Origin of the sequence: Pelagicoccus mobilis (genome assembly GCF_016595505.1) — a bacterium.
Classification (GTDB): Bacteria; Verrucomicrobiota; Verrucomicrobiia; order Opitutales; family Opitutaceae; genus Pelagicoccus; species Pelagicoccus mobilis.
Genome location: NZ_JAENIL010000080.1, coordinates 1 through 22,214, shown reverse-complemented (window position 1 = coordinate 22,214; position 22,214 = coordinate 1). Strand labels below are relative to the sequence as shown.

At 53.6% G+C, this 22,214-nt stretch carries 15 protein-coding genes; 12 read left to right on the top strand and 3 right to left on the bottom strand.

From position 1 onward, the window contains the following. Positions 1 to 399 precede the first annotated feature (399 nt). Entirely contained in the window at positions 400 to 2,322 is a 1,923-nt protein-coding gene (locus JIN87_RS25715) for a DUF5060 domain-containing protein (protein ID WP_200359133.1), read from the bottom strand. 168 nt (positions 2,323 to 2,490) lie between these two features. Then, positions 2,491 to 3,633: a XylR family transcriptional regulator gene (locus JIN87_RS25710; RefSeq protein ID WP_200359131.1), complete on the bottom strand. Its 1,143-nt coding sequence runs from the start codon at positions 3,631 to 3,633 to the stop codon at positions 2,491 to 2,493. A 128-nt stretch (positions 3,634 to 3,761) separates the two neighbouring features. Between JIN87_RS25710 and JIN87_RS25705 the strand changes: the two genes are divergently transcribed. The 9 genes from JIN87_RS25705 to JIN87_RS25665 all read left to right on the top strand — a co-directional run bounded on the left by JIN87_RS25705 (position 3,762) and on the right by JIN87_RS25665 (position 13,267). Further along, a complete protein-coding gene (locus tag JIN87_RS25705; protein ID WP_200359129.1) occupies positions 3,762 to 4,823 on the top strand; it encodes an isocitrate/isopropylmalate dehydrogenase family protein in 1,062 nt (353 codons plus the stop codon). Positions 4,824 to 4,826: 3 nt separating this feature from the next. Next, positions 4,827 to 5,459 carry a cyclase family protein gene (locus JIN87_RS25700; protein WP_200359127.1) on the top strand — a complete coding sequence of 211 codons (633 nt, stop codon included), beginning with the start codon at positions 4,827 to 4,829 and terminating at the stop codon, positions 5,457 to 5,459. Positions 5,460 to 5,496: 37 nt separating this feature from the next. Beyond that, positions 5,497 to 6,747 (top strand): MFS transporter, encoded by a 1,251-nt coding sequence (locus tag JIN87_RS25695; protein WP_200359125.1) that lies wholly within the window; start codon positions 5,497 to 5,499, stop codon positions 6,745 to 6,747. A 4-nt stretch (positions 6,748 to 6,751) separates the two neighbouring features. Next, positions 6,752 to 7,783: a Gfo/Idh/MocA family protein gene (locus JIN87_RS25690; RefSeq protein ID WP_200359123.1), complete on the top strand. Its 1,032-nt coding sequence runs from the start codon at positions 6,752 to 6,754 to the stop codon at positions 7,781 to 7,783. 64 nt (positions 7,784 to 7,847) lie between these two features. Further along, positions 7,848 to 8,240, top strand: coding sequence for a VOC family protein (locus JIN87_RS25685; RefSeq protein ID WP_200359121.1), 393 nt, complete (start codon positions 7,848 to 7,850; stop codon positions 8,238 to 8,240). Continuing rightward, entirely contained in the window at positions 8,237 to 9,643 is a 1,407-nt protein-coding gene (locus JIN87_RS25680) for a four-carbon acid sugar kinase family protein (protein ID WP_200359119.1), read from the top strand. The genes JIN87_RS25685 and JIN87_RS25680 overlap by 4 nt, the downstream gene beginning before the upstream one ends. Positions 9,644 to 9,668: 25 nt before the next feature. Further along, on the top strand, positions 9,669 to 10,838 hold the full coding sequence (locus JIN87_RS25675; protein ID WP_200359117.1) for a mandelate racemase/muconate lactonizing enzyme family protein: 1,170 nt from the start codon (positions 9,669 to 9,671) through the stop codon (positions 10,836 to 10,838). 353 nt (positions 10,839 to 11,191) lie between these two features. Continuing rightward, positions 11,192 to 12,178 (top strand): transglutaminase-like domain-containing protein, encoded by a 987-nt coding sequence (locus tag JIN87_RS25670; protein WP_200359115.1) that lies wholly within the window; start codon positions 11,192 to 11,194, stop codon positions 12,176 to 12,178. 114 nt (positions 12,179 to 12,292) lie between these two features. Continuing rightward, complete coding sequence (locus tag JIN87_RS25665) at positions 12,293 to 13,267, top strand: Kelch repeat-containing protein (protein WP_200359113.1); 975 nt, start codon at positions 12,293 to 12,295, stop codon at positions 13,265 to 13,267. A gap of 212 nt (positions 13,268 to 13,479) precedes the next feature. Here JIN87_RS25665 and JIN87_RS25660 read toward each other — a convergent pair whose 3' ends face one another. Then, entirely contained in the window at positions 13,480 to 16,995 is a 3,516-nt protein-coding gene (locus tag JIN87_RS25660; protein ID WP_200359111.1) for a porin family protein, read from the bottom strand. A 520-nt stretch (positions 16,996 to 17,515) separates the two neighbouring features. On the opposite strand from JIN87_RS25660, the gene JIN87_RS25655 reads away from it, so the two are divergent. From JIN87_RS25655 to JIN87_RS25645, 3 genes are read left to right on the top strand one after another with little or no spacing between them, the layout of a single operon-like run. Continuing rightward, positions 17,516 to 19,036 (top strand): hypothetical protein, encoded by a 1,521-nt coding sequence (locus tag JIN87_RS25655; RefSeq protein ID WP_200359109.1) that lies wholly within the window; start codon positions 17,516 to 17,518, stop codon positions 19,034 to 19,036. Then, on the top strand, positions 19,033 to 20,598 hold the full coding sequence (locus tag JIN87_RS25650) for a sulfatase (RefSeq protein ID WP_200359107.1): 1,566 nt from the start codon (positions 19,033 to 19,035) through the stop codon (positions 20,596 to 20,598). The genes JIN87_RS25655 and JIN87_RS25650 overlap by 4 nt, the downstream gene beginning before the upstream one ends. 40 nt (positions 20,599 to 20,638) lie before the next feature. Next, positions 20,639 to 22,198 (top strand): sulfatase family protein, encoded by a 1,560-nt coding sequence (locus JIN87_RS25645; protein ID WP_200359105.1) that lies wholly within the window; start codon positions 20,639 to 20,641, stop codon positions 22,196 to 22,198. Positions 22,199 to 22,214: the final 16 nt, after the last annotated feature.

Genomic DNA, 22,214 nt, shown 5'->3' with positions numbered 1-22,214 from the left:
CCGCTACGAAAAGCGCAAAAGACGCAACACTTTGGAGCGATGGGACAGACTCGTCACCCAGATGGAGAACTTAAGTTGACGCCAATGCGCAATGCAGGATCAAGTCTCCACGGCGGCCTGCGGCGAGGCCGCCCTACCTTTCACACCCAATGAGAACGTGCCTATTCATAAGAAAAACCTTCTAGGGTCGTCGCTCGCGACGCACCACGCTGCATCCACTACCTGTAGGGCGGGGCGTCGACCCGCCATCCGCAAGCTCCTGCTGGCCCAAAGCCATCCTGCTCCGACTCCGTCGGATCCCTGTTAAAAAGCGAGTCAGCCTCCCTTTCACCCACAAAACAAAAAAAGCGGGCTGCTCCCCAGCAGCCCGCCAACCTATATCAAACAAATGATTTAAAACTATCGGCGTACGATGATCGCCCAGTCCTCACTCGCGTCGGCCGGAGCCTTGCCGAGTGATACCTTGCTGCCACCGCTGACCTTCTTGACGGATCCCTTCTGGAACTTTCCGCCTTCACGTGGGTTGAACCACTCAACCTTAAAGTCGCCGCTCGCATCGCTGAGATCGAGCTCAACCTTGCCACCCTCGGGCAGATAGACGAGGTAGGCCTCGTTCTCAGCCGCCAAGCAGAAGTTGCCATTCACGTTGTTTGGATTTCCGACCAAAGCGTCAGCATTACGCATGAGTGGGAACGGCAGCCCGCTCTCTTGGAAGAAATCGATCGCGATGCGGCCGTACTTCCAAGACTGGTCACGACTGCGGTAGTCCTGAGCGACGAGGTCATTCTCGAGGAGCTTGTATCCAAAATAGTACTCTACGCCAGCACCACCTGCCATCAGGTTACCCCAAAGAGTCAGCTTACGGATATCGTGCAGATCGTAAGTGTGGCCGTGCTTGTCGATGGCAGTGCCATTGAAGTCCTTGTATCCAGGATCTGGAGGTACGCCGAGTCCTGCAGGACCTTGCTCGTCGTTCGGGCAAACCCAAGGCTTACCAGCGAGCTCAGAAGCTTTGATCCACTGCAATGTGCGTTGGTGAGCTTGGTTCCACTCGTTCTGCAAAGATGCGCCAACAATTGCTGTCTTCGCTCCAAGAAGCGTTGGATACACGCTATCCTGATGCTGCGGGAAGGTATGAATCACAATCGGGTGATCGTAGTCATCGATCTCGTCGAGGTAAGCGGCAATGTCTCGCACTTCCCCATAGCTCTGCGTGTTCTCCTCCCCGAGGTTCCAGTTGAGAGCTAGGTTGTGACCATAACGAGCAACCAGTTCGCGATAGTAGAGCTTGCGCTCAGGACCGAGTAGACCGCCATCCATCGCTTCCGGAATCAGAGCATCTCGACGAGCAGCGCCCGCACGATTGTCATCAGACTCGTTCTCCTGAGTCTTGAAGTGAAGAAAGATACCGAGGCTTTGAGCGTGGCTGAAGATTGTTCCCCACTGGTCCAATTTTGAACAGTCGAAGACGAACTTGTCGTCACGGCTGCGGTATGGCCAAACATTGTCACCATCGCCTCCCGCATTGTAAGTAAGGAAGGATACAACGTTCGCTCCTGCATTATGGAGGTAGTTCATCGCACCAATGAGAGCCTTGCCGCGACCTTCGCCCCAAGTAGGATCACCATCGTTCCAGTCGTCGAGGTGAGGCTTCCATTCCTTGAGTGGGCCCTTGTTCGGCAACATGGTCATTGTATTGTCGAACTCAGTGTACGCGAGCATGGTTTCCGGAGCGTCCGGACCTGCCTTAAAGAAATAAGTACCGTCACCGGCAAATCTCAGGTAGCGCTGGTTCACGTACTCAAGGCGACCTTGAGAACGGAAATCACGGCCCGACTTGTTCGACTCAGCAACTTCAAAGCTGCCAGTAACTCCGTCAAATGGAGCCAAGGCTTTTCCTTTGGAAGGCTCTACTGCGACGTCGTCGCCAGCAGAGAAGTGCGTACGGTAGTACCACTTTCCAGTTTTATCAGGCGAAACGTGGGCGCGCCACACATTGCCAGAATCTGCAGATGTGTTTGCCGCATCACCATCAGCCGCAAAATAGCCAGGGACGGTGTACGTTGGTACGCCAGACTCGTGAGTGAAGGTCACGAAAAAGCTGTAATCGAGAAATGGGTGAGGAGCTCTGTCACGCTCCGCAGCATGCGGACCCGCCAAGTCTAGAGTGACGGCGTGCCATTGACGAAGCTCTCCGCCGATTTCGACAGATCCATCTCCATCAGTCTTAGCTTCGGCAAAGAAACTGGCTCCCAAGGAGCTCAGGATAAATGCAGCGACGCGTAGGCGACGCTTCGGATTAAACGCTAGGTCTTGATTCATGTTTTAGTTCGGGGAAAAGGGGAAACTCTTTACATTGCACACTGGGGTCCGGACATAGCCATACCGGCCCCTCTTGAGGTAAGTCACAGAATAGCAGCCGTTAAGCCGATTAACTATGTTTATTTGCTCAATTAATCTATACTTTTGCGGCACAAGACAGTTTCGCCATCACCGCTGTTCGCGAGCGCGAAAATCTCGGGGGCTCTCGCCAAAACGCCTTTTGAAGGCAACCGTCAGGTATTCTGGATACTCGTAGCCTGCGCTTTCGGCAATGGCGCTGATCGGGAGAGAGCTACGCACCAACAGATCCTTAACCCTCTCCATGCGCACACGCTCGATCTGCTCTCGAGGAGTACGCCCTAAGAACTTCCGAAACTGGCGTTCCAATTGGGTTCTGGCCATCGGCACCTTAGCCAACACATCCTGCACTGAAATGCCACTACAGGCATTCTCTTGAATGAAGGTCAGCGCGGCAGAAATCTTTGGGTCATCAATCGCCACCAAATCCGTCGACTGTCGTTTCGCGATCCCGACTGGATCGATCCGTTTAACTGGATCTGCCTCGCCGCCTGCCATGAGCGTAGCCAATACAGCGGCCGCCTCGTAACCGGCCAAGCGAGCATTGGGTGTCACGCTGGAGAGCGGCGGATCGCAGAACTCGCACAAGATCTCATCATTGTGAATACCGAGCACCGCTACATCATCAGGAGCTCGCAGACCAGCCTCTCGACAGGCTTCCAAGACTTCTTGACCGCGAATATCGTAGCAGGCCAAAACCCCGGTTCGTGGCGGCAAACCTCGCAGCCATTTTGCCAAACGACCAATCTCCGTATCCGGCTTGCTAAGACGAGAAGATCGTACGAAAGGACGCTTCCCTTGCTCTTCTAAGATTGAATAGAAAATTCTCTCACGCACCCGCGACCAATGGAAATTACGATCTCCGCAAAACGCGTAGTTCTGAATTCCCAACTCTTGAAAATGCTCGATCGCTAACTCGACGGCTCGCTTGCTGTTCGTCACCACACGAGGGAACAGCGGTTGCTCCAGTCCCGCACTAACATCCACCACCGGAATTCCGAGCGCTTGTAGAGCTTGTCCGATCCGCTCATCCTCTACACGAGCGATAATACCGTCCCCTTCCCAGTCTTCAAGCCAGTCAGGAATCACCGCTCCACGACCTTGCTCGACCAATCGGAAGGACCAATTCGCATCATTCTCCCCCGCCCAACTATGGATCCCGCGCAGCAGCTCGCGACCGTAAACATTAGAGGTTTCAATTAAGAGGGCGATTCTGGGGCGAGAGGTGGGCATAGTTTCAGGAAGTCTATTTATGCATCATTTCTGGCAAAAAAGATCAAGAACACATTGCCGCATTTGTTATGTTTAATTAAGCAAATGCACATTGCTGATTTTTAGACTCAGCGCTACTCTCCCACCCCATGCCCTCATACAAAATCGCTGTTCTGCCAGGTGACGGTATCGGCCCCGAAGTCGTGAATGCGACCCTCGCCGTACTCAATGCCTGTTGCGAAAAAACTCCTGATCTATCGCTAAACTTCGACGAACTTTCAGTTGGAGCTGGCGAGTACCTGAAAAGCGGAGACCCCCTTCCAGAAAGCACGCTCGAAGCAATTAAGACCTACGACGCCACTCTCCTAGGCGCTATGGGCCTGCCTAGCGTACGTTGGCCGAATGGAGTCGAAATGACCCCGCAAATCGACCTGCGCGAGAAGCTCGATCTCTATCAAGGCGTTCGCCCAATCAAACTTTACCACGATTCGCACAGTCCCCTGCGTATCCCCGAAGGCAAGACGATCGACTTCGTCATCATGCGCGAAAACTGCGAAGGTCTCTTTTCGGACCGTCTCGACCCTCGTCCTGAAGGACGTAATTTCGAAACGGATACGATGAAAATCACAGAGGTCGGAGCTGAACGTATTTGCCGCGCCAGTTTCGAGCTCGCCATAACACGACGGAAAAAACTGGCTCTCGTAGACAAGGCGAACGTGCTTCAATCGATGGCATTTTTCCGCCGAGTCTTCGAAGAAGTCGCGAAAGACTACCCAGAAGTGGAAACTGAGTGCGTCTATGTTGACGCAATGTCACTTTTCCTCGTGCAAGATCCTTACCGCTATGACGTAATGGTCACCGAAAACATGTTCGGTGATATCCTTTCAGATCTGGCTGCAGGACTCGTTGGCGGCATGGGCATGGCCCCATCTGCTGATATCGGCGACGATTACGCGCTCTTCCAACCTTCACACGGTTCCGGCCCTTCAATCGCTGGCAAAGGTATTGCCAACCCAGTCGCAACCATTTTGTCCGGAGCGCTGATGCTGCGTTGGCTCGGAGATCCGCTCGCCGTTAAGGCTGCCGATGAAATAGACGCTGCTGTTGAAAAGACACTTGCAGATCCTGCAAATCGCACGGTTGATCTTGGTGGAGACATGTCCACTCAAGCCATTACCGACGCAATCATCAGCACGCTCAAACAAAGCTAGAAGATGGCCCAACTAATCGATCTCACACACACGGTTCGTCCCGGCATGCGCGGGGTCGATGTGCGGCCTGAATTCTTGCTCGAACGCGACGGTTGGAACGCCGCCACATGGGAACTCTACTCCCATTCCGGTACACATTGTGATGCGCCGATCCACTTCGGAGCACACCCGATCACGATCGACCAAATGCCGCTGGACCTCTTTTGCGGTCCCGCCTGGATCGCTCACATTGAAGACGTGCAACCCAAGCAGCTTCTGGTGCCCGCTGATCTCGGAGAAATCCAAGAAACGTTCGAGCCCGGCGGTTGCCTACTGTTGCACACCGGATGGGCCAAGTATGTCGACGATGCCAGCATCTGGCGCGACGGGCTTCCCCGGATCAGCGACGAACTCGCACAATGGTGTATCGACCACCAAGTGAAGCTGATCGGAGTCGAGCCTCCTTCCGTTGCTGACGTTAACAATCTCCCAGAGGTCACTCGTATCCACAAAACATTACTCGGTGCTCAAATCACCATAGTGGAAGGCCTCTGCAACTTGGATAAGCTGCCCGATCGTGCACAATTCCAAGCATTTCCCTTGAAGCTAGAAAAAGGTGACGGCTGTCCAGTGCGAGCCGTGGCCCGTATCGACTAGCCTCTCCTGTATCAAGATATCCCGAACCACCCCCCATATGCCGAAACGTTATCTATTGGTCGTAGCGACCTTCTTGCTGTCATTGCTCCTCTACATTGACCGCACCTGTATCTCCACCGCCAAAGGACCAATCGTAGCCGACCTCGGTTTGACCGACACTCAGTTCGGTTGGATCCTCTCCGCCTTCGCCTTTGGTTACGCCCTTTTACAGGCCCCATCGGGAGCCATGGCCGACAAGATGGGATCTCGTCTTGTACTCGCCACAGTCGTAACCGCTTGGTCGATCTTCACTGGTCTGACTGCCGCAGCGTGGAACTTCGTATCCATGTTTGTCGTACGTTTCCTCTTCGGAGCAGGCGAAGCCGGAGCTTTCCCCGGTATGGCAAAAGCTGTTTACTCCTGGATACCCACTAAAGAACGCGGGCTCGTAAAAGGCATTAACTTCTCCGCCTCCCGACTCGGTGCAGCTGCAACGATGCCAATCCTCCCGCTCGTCATTAGCGGCATCGGATGGAAGTTAACATTCGTGGTGCTCATGCTGGTCGGTTTCGTTTGGGCTGGCATCTGGTGGTTCTGGTTCCGCGACGAGCCAGAAAATCACCCAAGCATTTCCGAAGAGGAGCTCAAGCTGATCAAAGCCGACAAGCCTACCCCATCTGCAAACACTGACGACGAAGACGCGGGCGCAGGAATCAGCTATTTCAAAAACAAGAACATGTGGCTCATGATGGGCCAATACTTCGGCTCCAACTTCACTTTCTTCTTCTGCCTGTCTTGGTTGTTCACGTATGTGAAGAATACATACGACCTCAGCTTCGAGTCCGCTGGTTTCTACGCAGCGATCCCTCTTCTCGGTGGAGCTGCCGGTAACGTATTCTCCGGCTGGATGGTCGATAAACTCTACGCTGCCGGCCATAAGGACTGGTCACGCCGCCTTCCGGCCATCATCGGATTCACTCTCGCCTCCGCAGGTATTCTCCTGAGCCTTGGCCAAGCCGACGTTGTTGGAGCTGTCGCATGGCTCACGATTGCGGTCTTTGGTGCTGATATGACCCTCAGCCCTTCCTGGTCATTCTGTATCGATATCGGCGGCAAACATGCGGGCAAGATATCCGGAACAATGAACATGGCCGGTAACCTTGGCTCGGCGATCGTAGCGCTCGCATTCCCATACCTGCTCGCTTGGACAGGCGGGCCAGAAGCTTTCTTCTATATGGCGGCAGCACTGAATGCTGTAGCGATCCTATTCTGGATTCTCTCCAACCCGAAAAACGTAATCTCAGCTTAAGCACATGAGTAAACTAAAAGGAGTTTGCCTTGGAGCTGGCTACTTTAGCCAGTTCCAATACGAAGCCTGGACCCGCATCCCTGAGGTCGAAATCGTCGCCTGCTGCAATCGTACGCAGGAGAAAGCCCAAGTCGTGGCCGACAAGTTCGGCATCGCTTCGGCCTACGGCTGGGATCAACTGGAGGAAATGTTCGACACCGAGAAGCCTGACTTCGTCGACATCATCACCCCGCCTGAGACACATCTCGAGGTCGTCAAACTCGCGGCTAAGAAGGGCATCGCCATCATTTGTCAAAAGCCGCTCGCCCCGACGCTCGAAGAGAGTGAGGAGATCGTCACTACAGCTCGCGAAGCAGGTGTCCCCTTCCTCGTGCACGAAAACTGGCGCTGGCAGCCTTGGTATCGCGAAATCAAGAAACAGATGGAGGCGGGCGCCATAGGCGATCTTTACTCGATAGCTGTTCGCATGCGCATGGGCGATGGTTGGCCGAAGGATGCCTACATGGCCCGCCAACCTTTCTTCCGCGATTACCCTCGCCTACTGATTTACGAAACGGGTGTTCACTTCCTGGATACTTTCCGCTACCTCGGCGGAGAAGTTTCATCCGTCTACGCCCGACTCCAACAGCGAAACCCTGACATTAAGGGTGAAGATGCTGGTCAGGTCGTGATCGGTTTCGAGTCAGGCGGGACAGCCATTCTTGATGGGAGTCGCTACAACGAAAGCGAAGCGGAAGACCCACGCTACACATTTGGCACTGTGCGAGTCGACGGCAGCAAAGGACACATCGAGCTCAATTTCGACGGCAGCCTTACTCTCAAAAAGCTCGGAGAAGCGCCGGAGAAAATAAATTACAAAAACGAACGTATCAATTTTGCCGGCGACTGCGTCTATAACTTACAACGACACTTCACCGACTGCATGCTCGCTGGCCAGCCCTTCGAGAGCACCGGAGAAGATTACCTCAAAACCATAAAACTCGTCGAAGCTTGTTATAATTCCGCCAATACAAACCAAGTTGTAACGATTCAATAAAGGAGGGCAACGCTCCGTCGTTGCCGTTTCCTCAACTGCCACTCTACAACTCCACTTTCCCCACATGAACCATAAAGGACTCGACCACTTTGCCATAGCCGTTGCTGACACGGAAGCCGCCCTCAAAACCTGGCGCGATACTATGGGCTTCCCCGTCCTCTATTCGGAAGTCGTCAATGACGGCGCAGTGCGTCTTACCCATCTCGACCTCGGCAACACCCACCTCCAGCTCGTCGAGCCTCTAGTCGAAGGACACCCACTACACAAGTGGATCGCCGATCACGGGGGAGCTGGTTTGCATCACGTTTGCTTGAAGGTAGACGATGTCGAGGAGGCGATGAAAGAATCACCCGTCCCAACCGCCCCTAAACCGCATGAAGGAACCAAGGGCAAAAAGGCTGTCTTTCTGGACGCAAATGCCACTGATGGTTGCATCTGGGAACTGACCGGAAAATGAGCGACTACCCGCTAGCTGAAACAGAGCTCGCCAAGCTCCCCGCCGCATGGCCGGAGGAACCGCTGATCGAGATCCGCCAAACGCTTCGCGACTCGAAGCGAAAGGTAGTCGTGCTTGACGATGATCCGACTGGCACACAGACGGTCGAAGATATCACGGTCGTAACCTCTTGGGATATCGATACACTCACCGAAGCCTTCGCCGCTCCCGAACCTGGCTTTTATATACTGACGAATTCCAGAGCGTTCACGGAATCAGGCACAATCGATCTGCATCGCGAAATTCTGGCAAATTTAGAAAAGGCAGCTGGTGATGCTGATTACACTATCGTCAGTCGAAGCGACTCCACACTTCGCGGGCACTTTCTAGCGGAAGCGAACGTCATCGGCGAATTCAAAGGTCCCTTCGACCTCACTGTGCTCGCTCCATTCTTTGAAGCCGGACAACGCTACACCATCGGCGACACACATTATCTTGTCGAAGGAGAAAAACTTATTCCCTGCCACGATACACCGTTCGCCCAGGATAAAGTTTTTGGATACAATTCTGCCCATCTCCCAAGTTGGGTAGAAGAGAAAACAAACGGAGAAACCAAAGCCTCCGAAGTCGTCACCATCCCCTTGGAGACCATTCGCAAGGAAGGTCCGGAGGGAGTATTCAAAATTCTAGAGCAAGCACCTACAGGGTCTATTTGTATCGTAAACGCCTGTAGCACCCGCGACATGGAGGTATTCGCAGAAGCTGTGCTTCGTTTTGAAGAGTCCGGCAAAAACGTGCTCTACCGTACTGCAGCCGCATTCGTTGCATCTCGTCTCGGCATTCGTCCTCCACCGCCACTTCAAGCTGAGTTCATCGCCAACAGCAAAGATCGCGGAGGATTGATCGTCGTCGGATCGTACGTGCCCAAATCGAGCCAACAACTCGAAGCGCTTCTCGCCCTCGACGAATTGAAGGCCATCGAACTGGACGTGAACACACTCCTTTCCGCCGATGCCCCTCAAGCATACGTTACCGAACTGCTCGATCAAGTAGAGCAGTCGCTCGATGCTGGCGACGATGTTGTGGTCTACACAAGCCGAGGCCTCGTTTTCTCCGAGGCGAAAGAAGAGAATCTAAACATCGGCGGCAAGGTAGCCGACGCCCTTGTCTCAATCGTGGAGGGCCTCAGAGAGAGCCCTGGCTTCGTTATTGCCAAAGGAGGTATCACCTCGAGCACCGTCGCAACAGAGGGATTGAAGATCCGAAAGGCTAACGTCCTTGGCCAGCTCGTCCCCGGAGTGCCGGTATGGCGTGCTGCAGACGACGCTCGCTTCCCCCAGATTGATCTCGTCATTTTCCCCGGAAACGTTGGAGGCCCCCATTCACTTTGTGAAGCCTACCAAAAACTTCGACGTATCCGCTAAACGCCTACATCAAACCTAATCCAAAATGAAAATCGTAGACTTCAAGAATTTCGTCCTCGGTACCCCTTGGCGAAATCTCAGCTACATCGTAATCGAACTCGAAGACGGCACCACTGGTGTCGGTGAAGCACGCATGGTGGGAAAAACCCACACCCTCCAAGCATACTTCCAAGACATTCGTCGCCATATCGTCGGCCACGACGTTCATGACATCGAGGCCCTCTACGAACGTATCACTCTCCTCGACTACGGAGTCGCTCACGAAGTCGAAATGACAGCCCTTGCCATGATTGAAATGGCCCACTGGGACTGCATCGGTAAACTCGCCAACGTACCCGTTTACAAACTGCTCGGCGGTAAGGTCCGCGATAAGGTACCAGCGTACGCGAACGGTTGGTACAAAGGCCCACGCACACCTGAGCTCTTCAAGGAAGCCGCACAAAAAGTTGTCGACGCCGGTTACACCGCTCTCAAATTCGACCCATTTGGCGCTGGAAACCTCGAACTATCCCGCGAGGAATACACGCTCTCCCTCGATATCATCGAAGCGGTCAACGATGTCACCGAAGGCAAGGCTCGCATGCATATCGAGATGCACGGCCGATTCGCTCCACACCAAGCGATCGAGATCGCTCGCGACATCGAAAAATACAAGCCAGCCTGGATCGAAGAACCTTGCCGTCCAGAAGACGTACCGGCCCTACAAAAGGTAGCCCAACACACCATCATCCCGATCGCAACAGGTGAACGCCTCTACTCCGCCAACCAGTTCCGCGAGCTCTTCGAACTTCGCTGCGTCGATATCTGCCAGCTAGACATGACTCAATGCGGCGGCATGTACGAATCAAAGAAAATCGCGTCCACTGCCGAGACATACAACGTGATGGTCGCCCCTCACAACGTGGGTGGAATCATTTCCACGGCTGCGACTCTGCAGCTCATGTTTACTCTCAGAAATGGTAAGATTCTCGAGCACTTCAACGACTTCACCGACCAATTTGTCAAAGAAGCAGGTTCTCCGTATCCAGAAGTCATAGACGGCCATTTCCAACTTCCCGAAGGTCCAGGCTGGGGCATTGAGCTCGACCTCGACTTCATCCGCAACCACCCACCGGGTTACAACGGCGACGTGATCTTGGACCCAGGTTTAAACATGTTCAAGAAGGCCAATTGGTCTCAGCGCGACGGCAAATAGACTCTACCCCTATGACAAGCGCCTCAGGAGGTTCGCGGGGGGTGCTGCACTCCTGAGCGCGCTTGTCGATCCTTTAAAGAAGCCGACCGGATTCATCCGGTCGGCTTCTTTTTTTGTAGCGACACAGGCATTGGCCTTCCCGCACAACGAGATTCGCCAATTCACGCGATGTATTTCGCAAGCTCATACGCCAAGAAGTCCTGCTTCAATGAGACGCCTGAAAGAACTTTATCGACTACAGACGTAACCTTTCCGCGTTTTCTGTGTAGTCAGTTAGACGAAACCCGCCCGCGACTCCGTCACCCTATGCGAGGCCGCATCCTAATCGTACAACTCGCAACACCTAGAAAACCATGAAGCTTCGCCAACTCTCCGCCCTAATCTGCATAGCGCTCACGACAACATTAGGAGCAAAAGCCACTATCTCGATTCCTGAACCAAGCCTGGAACTCACTCCAGCAATGAAGCAATTCCTGATTGAGCAAAATGTAAGTGTCAATCAGCCCCCGCTCGTCAAAATGCAGAGAATCCTAGACGGACTGTATGCTTCCGAAGAGGGCTTCACCTACTCCCCTGAAGAGACACTAACCGCATCCGACGCATTCGAACAGCGACGCGGCAATTGCGTTTCCTTTGCCATGCTTTTCGTAGCCTTGGCTAGAGAAGTGGGACTCGACGCACGATTTAACCAAATCGACTACTCTCCTGTCTGGGAGAAAATGGGCAACATCTTCGTCGAAACCTCCCACATCAACGCTATCGTCTTCGTGGGCGGCAGCCAATACGTCATCGAAGGCATGCCAGAATACGCCGAAGTCGCCTCTCGTAACCGCAATCCGATTCCTGACGCCCGCGTGTTCTCACACTACTACAACAACTCAGGGCTCATCGCCCTCTCGCAAAACGACAAGGAGCAGGCTCGCGAACTGATCGATACGGCAATCTCTATCGATTCAAGCAACGGGATCGCCTGGCAAAACCTAGGACTCTACAATTTCCAAAACGGCAACCAGGAAGCCGGAGAAAAAGCTCTGGTGGAAGCTGCCAAGCGAGACGACCGATCCTCTTCTGTTTGCTACATCCTTTCTCAGTACTACACAAAGGTCGGCGACGACTCAAATGCTGATAAATACGCTAAGCTCGGAAGCAAACGCTCTAAGAAAAATCCATTTTTCCAATACCATAAGTCACAGGAAGCCCTATTCGCTGGCGACCTAAAGAAGAGCATCAAGCATATGGAAAAGGCTCTCAAACTCTTGCCGAACTATACCAAATTCAAGGTTGAGCTTGGACACCTGAAAGAAGGACTCGCCTGCGAAGACAGCTACGCCAAGAAGTAAACCCGAAGACCGTCATTAAGCAGACCGGCATTCTAATTGTTCAGAATGCTCAGAGCTTGTCACCTCGTACGGATTTGAGGAAGGTGTGCATTCACGCAACCATCCTGATCCCACATGAACAAGCTCTTCAAAACCGCCCTCGCCTCACTCGTTATCATCCCCTCCTGCTTCGCCGAATGGGAGACCCTGCAAACAAACGGCGAGCCCGTCGCCCGCCACGAAGCTGGCTTCATCGATGTAGACGACAAGGCCTATCTCGTTGGAGGTCGTCGGGTCAATCCGGTCAGCATCTACGATCCAGCGACCAAGACTTGGACACAAGGCGCCAAGTCCCCAATCGAAATTCACCATTTCCAACCAGTCGTCTACGAGGGAGAAATATGGGTCGTCGGAGCCATGACCGGACGCTTTCCCAACGAGACTCCAGTAGATAAAATCCTAATCTACAATCCCGAGAACGATGCGTGGCGTTGGGGTCCAGCCATACCAGAAGGACGCGCTCGCGGCGGGGCTGGCGTGAGTATCCACAATGGCAAGATCTACCTGAGCGCAGGAATAACGCGAGGTCACATGGGAGGCTTTATCCCGTGGCACGACTCTTTCGATCCGAAAAGCGGCAAATGGACCCAATTGCCTGACGCCCCACACGCTCGCGACCACTTCCAATCCGCCGTTCTAGATAACAAGCTTTACCTTGCCGGGGGGCGTCAAACCTCTAGAGAGACCAACGAGGTCTTCAGCCGCACAGTCGGTCCAGTAGACGTTTACGATTTCGCGAGCGAAAGCTGGAGCACGCTCGAAGAAGATCTCCCAACTCCAAGAGCTGGCAACACGACCTTTTCCTACGGCCGCAAAATAATCGTAATCGGCGGAGAAACCGGAGAGCAAAAGACCGCCCACAACGAGGTCGAAGCCTATCACGTGGATAACGAAAACTGGGAGATCCTCCCTTCTCTAAACCGTGGACGCCATGGCACCGGTATCGCCATCATTCGTTGCAACCTCTACACATCATCTGGATCAGGAAACCGCGGCGGTTCCCCGGAACTCACCGATATCGAATGCATTTCCTGCGATAAACTCAACTGAGCAGTAACGCCGTATCCAAAAAAAGCGGGTCATCAATCCAGACCTTTCGATGCCGATCGAGTTGCAGAGCTAAAATGACAGGGAGAACCTGTACAGGTACCCAACAAGCCCTTCAACTTTCTAGCAGTCTTTTCTCAGCAAAAGAACTATGGGCCACAAAAAAGGGCGCCCATGACGGGCACCCTATGTGAGGATCTGTATCTAAATCTAAATTACAGGTCGAGGTCGAATGAAGCGACGAATTGACGACCATCAACGCGTACCAAACTGATCGGCTCTCCCGTGTAGAAGTCGATGTGCTTCGGAACAAAGTCATTGTCCTCGAAAACATTCCGCACTTGGAATCGAACTGAATAGGAACGATCGCCAAGAAGCTTCGCCTTGCCGCGGTAACCGACAGTCAGGTCGAGAGCCTTCTCCTCTTCGCCCTTAAGGATGATCGAAGTATCCGGAACGAGAACGCCATTGACCTCCTGAACGCCAAATCCGACGGCCGGCGCTGCACGCCAGCGATAAGAGGCACCAAGGTTGAACCCCTTGAACTTTCCGTCCTTGAAACGATACATCGCATTCAAATTCCAACGATTTTGGCGAACGAACTCGTTTGGACGACCTTCGTACGCTTGCATTACAGGAATCGCCGCATTGCCGTTGTACACACCTTGCATAAACTGCTCCTTCATCGTGCGGCGCGTCCATGCCGTCTGTCCGTTCAGGCCTTGTCCGGAATAGATGCTGTCATCGTTCTGTCCCCAAGGCAGGTTCGGGTTACCCACGTTATTCGGATTCGAACGACCATTGCCACCTCCGTCTGGAATCATGTCCCACGTGAAGTAGTCGATACCTGGAGCGAGACCGTCGTTAGGATCGAGATCGAGACCGTCCATATCGAAACCTGCAGGGTCATGGAACTGACCTTGGCTATCGCCGGGAACGTAACCTTCGACGAAACGCGTATTCTCCATCATGTCATAAATCTCTTCCGCAAACTGTATCCAGTTTGTGGCGATGTTTGACTGGACAACCTGCTGGTCGTTCCAAGTGAAGCGTACGTCGAGATTTTCAATCGGCTTCCAACGGAGAGTGATTTCCTCACCCTCAGCTGTCGTATCAGCAGACATGGCATACGGATCGCCGAAGTTGAAGAAGTTCATAGCATCGAAACCGCCGCCAGACTCGAACGGATACACCTTAGTCGGTTCAGCAGAGGTTCCGACGAAGGGCCAGTCCGGGAAGCGTCCGGTAAATGCCTCGAACGAGTTCAAGTCGTAAGCCAGACCTTGCAATAGGTCGCGGGCAAGCGGACGCAAAGCGAAGCGGAAGCGACGGAACGGCAAGTTCAAGTTCGTAGGACCAGCTGTAGCTTCATACTTGTTAAAGCGAACCGAAAACTTGTCCTCGAAGAGACTCAGACGGATACCTCGGTCTTCGCCTTCGCCCTTTTCACCTTCTTGAAACAGTCCATCTGGCTCGAGGGAGGTACGGTTCGGTTGAAATGTATCCGAATCGCTATACATGAACGAAACCTTCGCCCCCATCGGAAGCTCCCAATTCCAATTTCGGAATGGGTGTACAACGACACCAACGTACTCCGTATCGCCAGAATCGGAACCATCGAAGTCCTCATAACCATACAGACTGCGGTGAGCCTGGAAACCTGAGAGAGTCGCATCGGCTACGACACCCGTCTCTGGATTGCGCCACTCGACATAAGGAGCAAGCTCGTCAGCACTGCTCAACTCGTCAGTACGCCAGCCGAACGTCGCAATGATACGGTCCTCCCAAAGGAAGCCCTGATACATGAATTGCTCGGTCTCGAACTTGGACTTTGTCCCACCAACGTTTCTGCCAGTGATCAATTGCTCACCCTTGGTACCGACTCCGGCATGATAGGGGTCAACCTCCCAAAAGTCATTGTCGCTGTCTTCGAATACGAAGGGATTGCCAGGAATGAACTGAGTATCGGGTATCACTTGCGGCCCTACGATGTAAGAGCGGGTCGAAAGGAAGCGGTTTCCGGCCTGGGCGGTGAAACCAGCGCCAAGCTCAGAGAGAGACTGGCGGCCCAGAGGATCATTAGGATAAGCCTCATAGGGATAGCTGGCGAAAGTCGGGTCTCGCATGACGCCATCCGGCCCAATCTTTGGCTGGATGTAGTAGCGGTACTCCTGGTTCATGATCTCAGCCTTCGCCTCCGACTTCAGAGCAGCGAAACGGTGCGTTCCGAGCTTACTGAAAAAGCCGGTGTCCACCTTCTTCTCGAAGTCGAGCTCGTAGGACAACGACAGGCGCCACTCCTCCCGATTGCGATCCCCTTCATTGAATTCAGGAGAACCTTGGAAGTAGAGTTGACCTGCGTTCGGATTGGGAGTGACTCCATCCGGCAAATACATGTTGGGGTCGACCTGCAGCGTAACACTGCTTCGGAACCCCATGAGGTTACCCGCAAAGTCATCGTAGTCCTCTTTTTGGGCTGCCGCTTCAAAGTGCAGGTCTTCGAGGATCTCGTGGTTGATGAAAAGGTTGAGGATCTCAGACTCGTCACCTTGCCAATCGATGTTGTACATCGAATTCAGGTCGCGTGAATACAAGCTATCGTCTAGTAGAGTCGTTCCGTCGATGTCCGCATTCACAGGGTCCACCGCGCCCGGCCAATCCTTCAGGCGCTCGACGTCCACAGACCCGTACCAGCTATCGACAGGTACAGGACCAGGATTCCTACCAGTCACCAGCACGATATTGTTTCCACTGGTGTCGAATACGTTCTCGTCGAGGATGTTTCGAGGACTGCTTTCGCCGTCATCATTGAAGTCACCGTCGTTGTTGAGGTCTACACCATTTATCCAATCGAGGTTGTTGTGAAAAAGCTCCTCGTTGCCGTACACGGTTGAACCTAAATCGCCAGCTCTGAACCAGACCGAGGCCTCGTCATAAGGAGCATTGCGCGCCGGACGACGGCTCTCGATGATCGCGTTTTCATAGTGGGCTGAAATGCTCGTACGCTTGGTGGGGCGGTACTGCAAAGTCAGGTAATAACGGTCACTCTTCTCCCACGAGGGACTAACGTCGAATGCCTTCTTTCCATTAAGAGCCGCAACACGCACGGCCAACTTATCTTCGATCAAAACCTTATTGTAGTCGAGCTGCACACGGCGGCCGCCCCAACTATCGAACTGGATACCGACGCTGCCCACATCGTTAAACTCAGCTCGCTTGAGCGTAGAGTTCACCACGCCAGCCGGGCTTCCCGTGCCAAACAGATGCGAATTAGGTCCTGAAGCGAGCGTGACGCGGCCGAGATTGTAGTTGTCCGACTTCAAATACGTTCCAAAGAACTCACGAGTTCGGCTACCCGCAGAAATGCCTCGGATACGCACATCGCCCTCATTTCCCTGCTTGCCAGCGCCGCTCGACGCGTACTCCTGCTCATTCTCCAAGTTGAGCGAGTAGATCGCCGCATCTTCCACCGAAGTCAGGCCGTAGTCTTCCATGAAGTCCAAAGTCAGTACTTCAACCTGGTTGGCGACGTCCTCGAAATTAGTACGCATACGCGACCCCGCGAGGGTCTCCGTCGCATACCAGCTGCCTTCTTCACCCTGCACGACGAAAGGCGATAGGACAAACAAGTCATCTTCTTCCTCTTCCTGGGCATTGGAAGGAGTAGGAACAGATGCCGTCAAAGCTGCTACTGCAGCACAGGCGAAAGTCGGGATTCGCCGGTTTTTCAATGTGTCAAAACACAGTTCACCCATAGTTCGGGATAGGGTCTTTTCGTTCATGGGGGTTGTATCGTTACGGCCTGCCTAGGGCAAAGACCTATTGAGTATCGGGTTCGGGGTGCGCGAAGAAAGAGCACAAACTTCGCATAGCTTACATATGCACTCCAATTTCGGTAGTCGTCAAACAATATTGATAGTTTTGCTATCTTTTTTGTGATTTTTAAATTTATTCGATTTCATTTTTGAAAGCTTTAAAGCATTTAAGCTTAATTTTTAGGCAAGTCTGCTTAGAACTCCCCTTCATATCCCAGTCTACAGATGGGCCAGGTAAGGCGATCTGAGCTCGCTTCATCCTATCGAACGTTGTGTTTTACGGTTTCTCAACTGATTCAAATTTCAATTTTGCAAGCCTTAACGATTCAGTAAGCAGGTTTTGCAAGATCGTTGACCACTCCAAACACTAACAGGTATCGGATTAAACACCGATCGAGAGTTCGCCTGCCTAACTCACGCAACTCGAATAGACTCCATGTCACAACTACCCCTCAACCTCACCTCGCTCATCGTCTTTTTATTCTGCTTCGGAGCACCTCTACAGGCAGGCATCGTGACCTACCCAAAGGCGAAAGGTCCGCTCAGCTCGGGCTTGATCGAATCGGAACTCTACACGGTCACCGTCACTCAAAACCAAGAGAGCCATTCTCCATTTGTCCACCAGAGCAACGCCCGCACCGAGGGGCCCGGCACCCAATGGGTCAAAGGCAGAGCCGTCTCTTGGACTGATTTCGATCTATCAGGAACCGCGACTGTGGAAGTTCGTTGGAATGGGAAGACTCTCATCCCTGAGGGCGTACAAGCTTCCGTCTACCCTGCACGCCATAACATTGAAGCATCCGTATTCGAAAACAAGATACGCTTTCAAATTCCTGGAGAAGGTCACTACGTTCTCACTATTGGAAACGATGGATTCGATCATGCCCTCTGCATTTTCGCGAACCCGTTTAGCCCGACGACACGGCTCCCTCCTCCCTCAGCAAACGTTCTTTACCCCCAAAAAGGAAACAACCTCGATCTACAGAAGCAACTTGAGGGAGTAGCCGAGCTCATCTTCGAGCCAGGCATCTACCAACTCGGAGGCGAAGTCGTTCTTCCCTCGAGCGTTCGTCGAGTACATATCCAAGGCGGGGCTGTCGTCTACGGTTCCTTTCACATCAACCACGATCATGTCACCATCGATGGACGAGGCCTGCTTTCCGGCCTCTACATGAAACACAAGGAAGATCACATGATTGAGACCCCTTCCTCCGTCGGCTTCACCGTAGTCGATGGTATCACTATCTCTGACTTTCCCTACTTTGCAGTCCGACTCCTCGGGCACGATAACACGATTCGAAACGTGAAAACGGTTGGCCCCTGGGTCTACAACGCAGACGGCTTCGTCGCCTGGGAACGCTCTACCATGAGGGACTCCTTCATTATGGCCAACGACGACGCCATAAAAGTCTACGACAACAATGTATCCATAAAAGACTGCGTTATCTGGAATCTCCAAAACGGGGCCTGCCTGCAGCTTGGTTGGTCTTCGCTCGACGCGAGCAACATACACGTCGACGGAATCGACGTTATACGAACCGAGTGGCGTCCCGAAAGCAACGCGGCCAACAACGGCGTCATTAACCTGCGCCTCTCCAAAGGCGGCGAGAACATCCAATCTAACCTCACCTTCCAAAACATCCGCGTAGACACTCCCGTGCTCCGCATCTTCGACCTCCGCATGGATGGCATGGGCCCTAATCGCCCCGCTAACAGACACCGTTTTCACAATGCGACCTTCCGGAATATCGACGCCAAGATGCTCGATCTCCCAGGCAACCCGAACAATCAGAACTTCATCATCCCTTTCAACGAGGAGTACGGATTCAAAAATCTCGTATTCGAAAACCTAAGCATCAACGGCACTCCGATCACTGACGAAAACGCCACTACCGACGGACGTTTCCTCATCGATCCCCTGTCGAGAGACGAAGTCAAATTTACCCAAACACAATGAAACGCCTCCTGGCCCTAGCGCTCCTTTTCACACTCCACACTACACACTTCACACTCCCGCCCCTTTTCGCCGAAAGCGAGCAGCGGCCGAATTTCCTTTTCATCGCCATTGATGATTTGAAGCCGATCCTCGGACATCAGTCCGAGCTTCCCGGAAACTTCCTGCAAGAGATCTACCCAGATCCCCAAAAGCGAGCCGAAGTCCGCAAGATCCTAACGCCAAACATGGATCGACTCGCCACAAGCGGAGTCGCTTTCAACCGAGCCTTTTGCGCGTCCTCTGTCTGCCGCCCCTCGCGTACCGCACTCATGACCGGTCTCCGCCCTCATGTATCCGGTCAAACAACCAACAGCCACGGATACTTCCGCACCGAGGATAAACCAGATTTCGTGCGCAACGTCATCACCCTACCCCAGTTCCTGAAAGACAAAGGTTACCTGACCGCGGGAACGGGCAAGATCTTCCACACAGGAAACGACCTCGAATCTGATGCTGAGATTTCCTGGACCCAATGGTTCAACAAAGCCCCCGCTCCCGTCGACCAAGGTAAACGCCAGAAAAGCAAATGGTCTTCCGACGACTACAAGAAGAGTAAAATGACTTTCGGCGCCGATCTCGGCCCCGTCGAAGGACAGGAAGATTACGGCAATGCGGACCTCATCGCCCGACTCCTTGAGAACGGAAAAGTCCAGGTCGGCAAACGCTCCACAAGTATCACCCCCGAACACCCCTTCTTCCTCGCTTGCGGCATTTTCCGCCCCCACCTCCCGCTCTTCGCTCCGAAGGAGTTAATCGACCTTTTTCCAATCGAAGACATCGCCCTCGGACGCGAGCACATTGAACGCTTCCGTCAGGACCTAGCGGATACACCCGATGGCCTTCCTCAAGATCCGCTCAAAGGCCCGCTCGGAGATGCTCTACGCGTAGGTCTTGAGAAAGGTAAGGAGTACGGAATCGAAAACGGAGATATCATTGCCTACCGCGATGCGATCCGCCACTACCTCGCAAGCGTCGCCCTCGCCGACCGCTGTGTCGGACGCCTGCTCGACGCCCTCGAGAACAGCCCATACGCCGACAACACCATCGTCATCCTTTGGTCCGATCACGGCTGGTACCTCGGCGAAAAATACCTCTTCCTCAAAACCCGGGTCTGGGACGAAGCCGCAAACTGCGTTCTCACCATCCGCGACCCACGCTCAAATCAGCAAGGAGCTGGCCCCTGTTCAACGCCCGTCAATCTGCAAGATCTCTACCCGACCATTTCCGCCTTGGCAGGACTCACTCCACCGCCGCACGTTGCCGGAGCCAGTATTCAACATCTGATACAAGATCCTTCCGCCGAGCACAACATCCCCTCACTCACGACTTGGCACGGAAACGAAGGCATCCGCATCGGCCCTTGGGCCTACCTTCGCTACGACAAAGATCCCAACAAGGTCGAACTCTACCACATCCCCAGCGATCCTGACGAACTGAAGAACCTCGCCCACAACCCCGAGTACAAATCAAAACTCAAAGAGCTCGACCAACTCCTAGACACCACCCTCACCTCAAAAAGGTAGGAGCGTGCTTGTCACGCGAAACTCAACCGGATCAATTGCCATGAAACGCCTTTTCCTACTCGCCTCATTTTTCACACTTTTCGCCTCCGCCGAACAACGCCCCAACATCCTCTTCGCAATCGCCGATGATGCCTCTTGGAAACACTTTGGAGCTTACGGAGCCGAGTGGCTTGAAACGCCCAGCTTCGATCGCGTAGCGGATCAAGGACTCCTCTTTACCCGAGCCTACACCCCCAACGCCAAATGCGGTCCATCCCGCTCCTCGCTCCTCACCGGTCGCTACACCTGGCAACTCGAAGAGCTCGGCAATCACTGGGTCGACTACCCAGTCGGTAAGTACCAGACCTACCACGAAACACTTGGCAAGTCCGGTTACCACGTCGGCTATACCGGCAAAGGCTGGTCCCCTGGCGACCAGGGCGAGCTCCCTAACGGCAAGAAACGCTCCGTATTGCTCCGCCAATACAACCAGATAAAACTAACTCCTCCAGCCAAACACATCTCCAACATCGACTACGCGGAGAACTTCCGAAAGTTTCTATCCGACCGCAAGGAGGGCCAACCCTTCTGCTTCTGGTACGGTGGCAACGAACCGCATCGAAAATACGAATACGGAGCAGGCGTAAAGTACGGTGGCTTCAAACTCGAAGACGTCCCACAAGTCCCACGCTTCTGGCCCGACACAGAGGAAGTCCGCAACGACATGCTCGACTACGCATTCGAGATCGAGCACTTCGACGAACACCTCGGCAAGATCCTCGACATTCTCGATGAGAGCGGCGAACTCGAAAACACTATTGTCATCGTGACCTCCGACAACGGTATGCCCTTCCCCCGCGTCAAAGGCCAAGAGTACGAATACTCCAACCACATGCCCTTCGCCGTCATGTGGCCCCAAGGCATCAGCGCTCCGGGTCGTGTCATCGACGACTACATCAGCTTCATTGATGTCGCCCCCACCTTCCTCGAAATAGCAGGAATCGACGGCGAAGCAGAGGGCATGGAGCCAATCACCGGCCGCAGCCTCACGCCGCTTTTCTACTCCGACCGATCCGGACGCATCGATCCGACTCGCGATCACGTGCTCATCGGCAAGGAACGCCACGACATCGGCCGCCCTGGCAACACCGGTTACCCGATCCGCGGCATGTTCAAAAACGGGTTCCTCTACCTTCACAATTTCGAAACCGATCGTTGGCCCGCTGGGCATCCACTCACCGGATACATGAACATCGACTCCAGTCCGACAAAAACCGCAGTCCTCGACGCCCGCTACACGCCAAGCAAACGCATGTACTGGCAGTGGAACGTCGGAAAACGCGGCACCCACGAACTCTACAACGTGCTCGAAGACGAGGACTGTATCCACGACCTCTCCGACAGCCCTGTCTACCAGGAGCTCATGGATTCAATGAAAGAGGAACTCTTCGCTTCTCTCCGCGAGCAGGAAGACCCCCGCATGTACGGCAATGGTGAGATCTTCGACCAATACGAATTCGGCCGCGACGGCATGATCAACTTCTTCGAAGACCTAATGAATGGCACCATAGAAGACATGGGCTGGTACAACCCCGCCGACGTCCAGCAAATCGAAGACTAAAGGTAGCGTAGCGCGG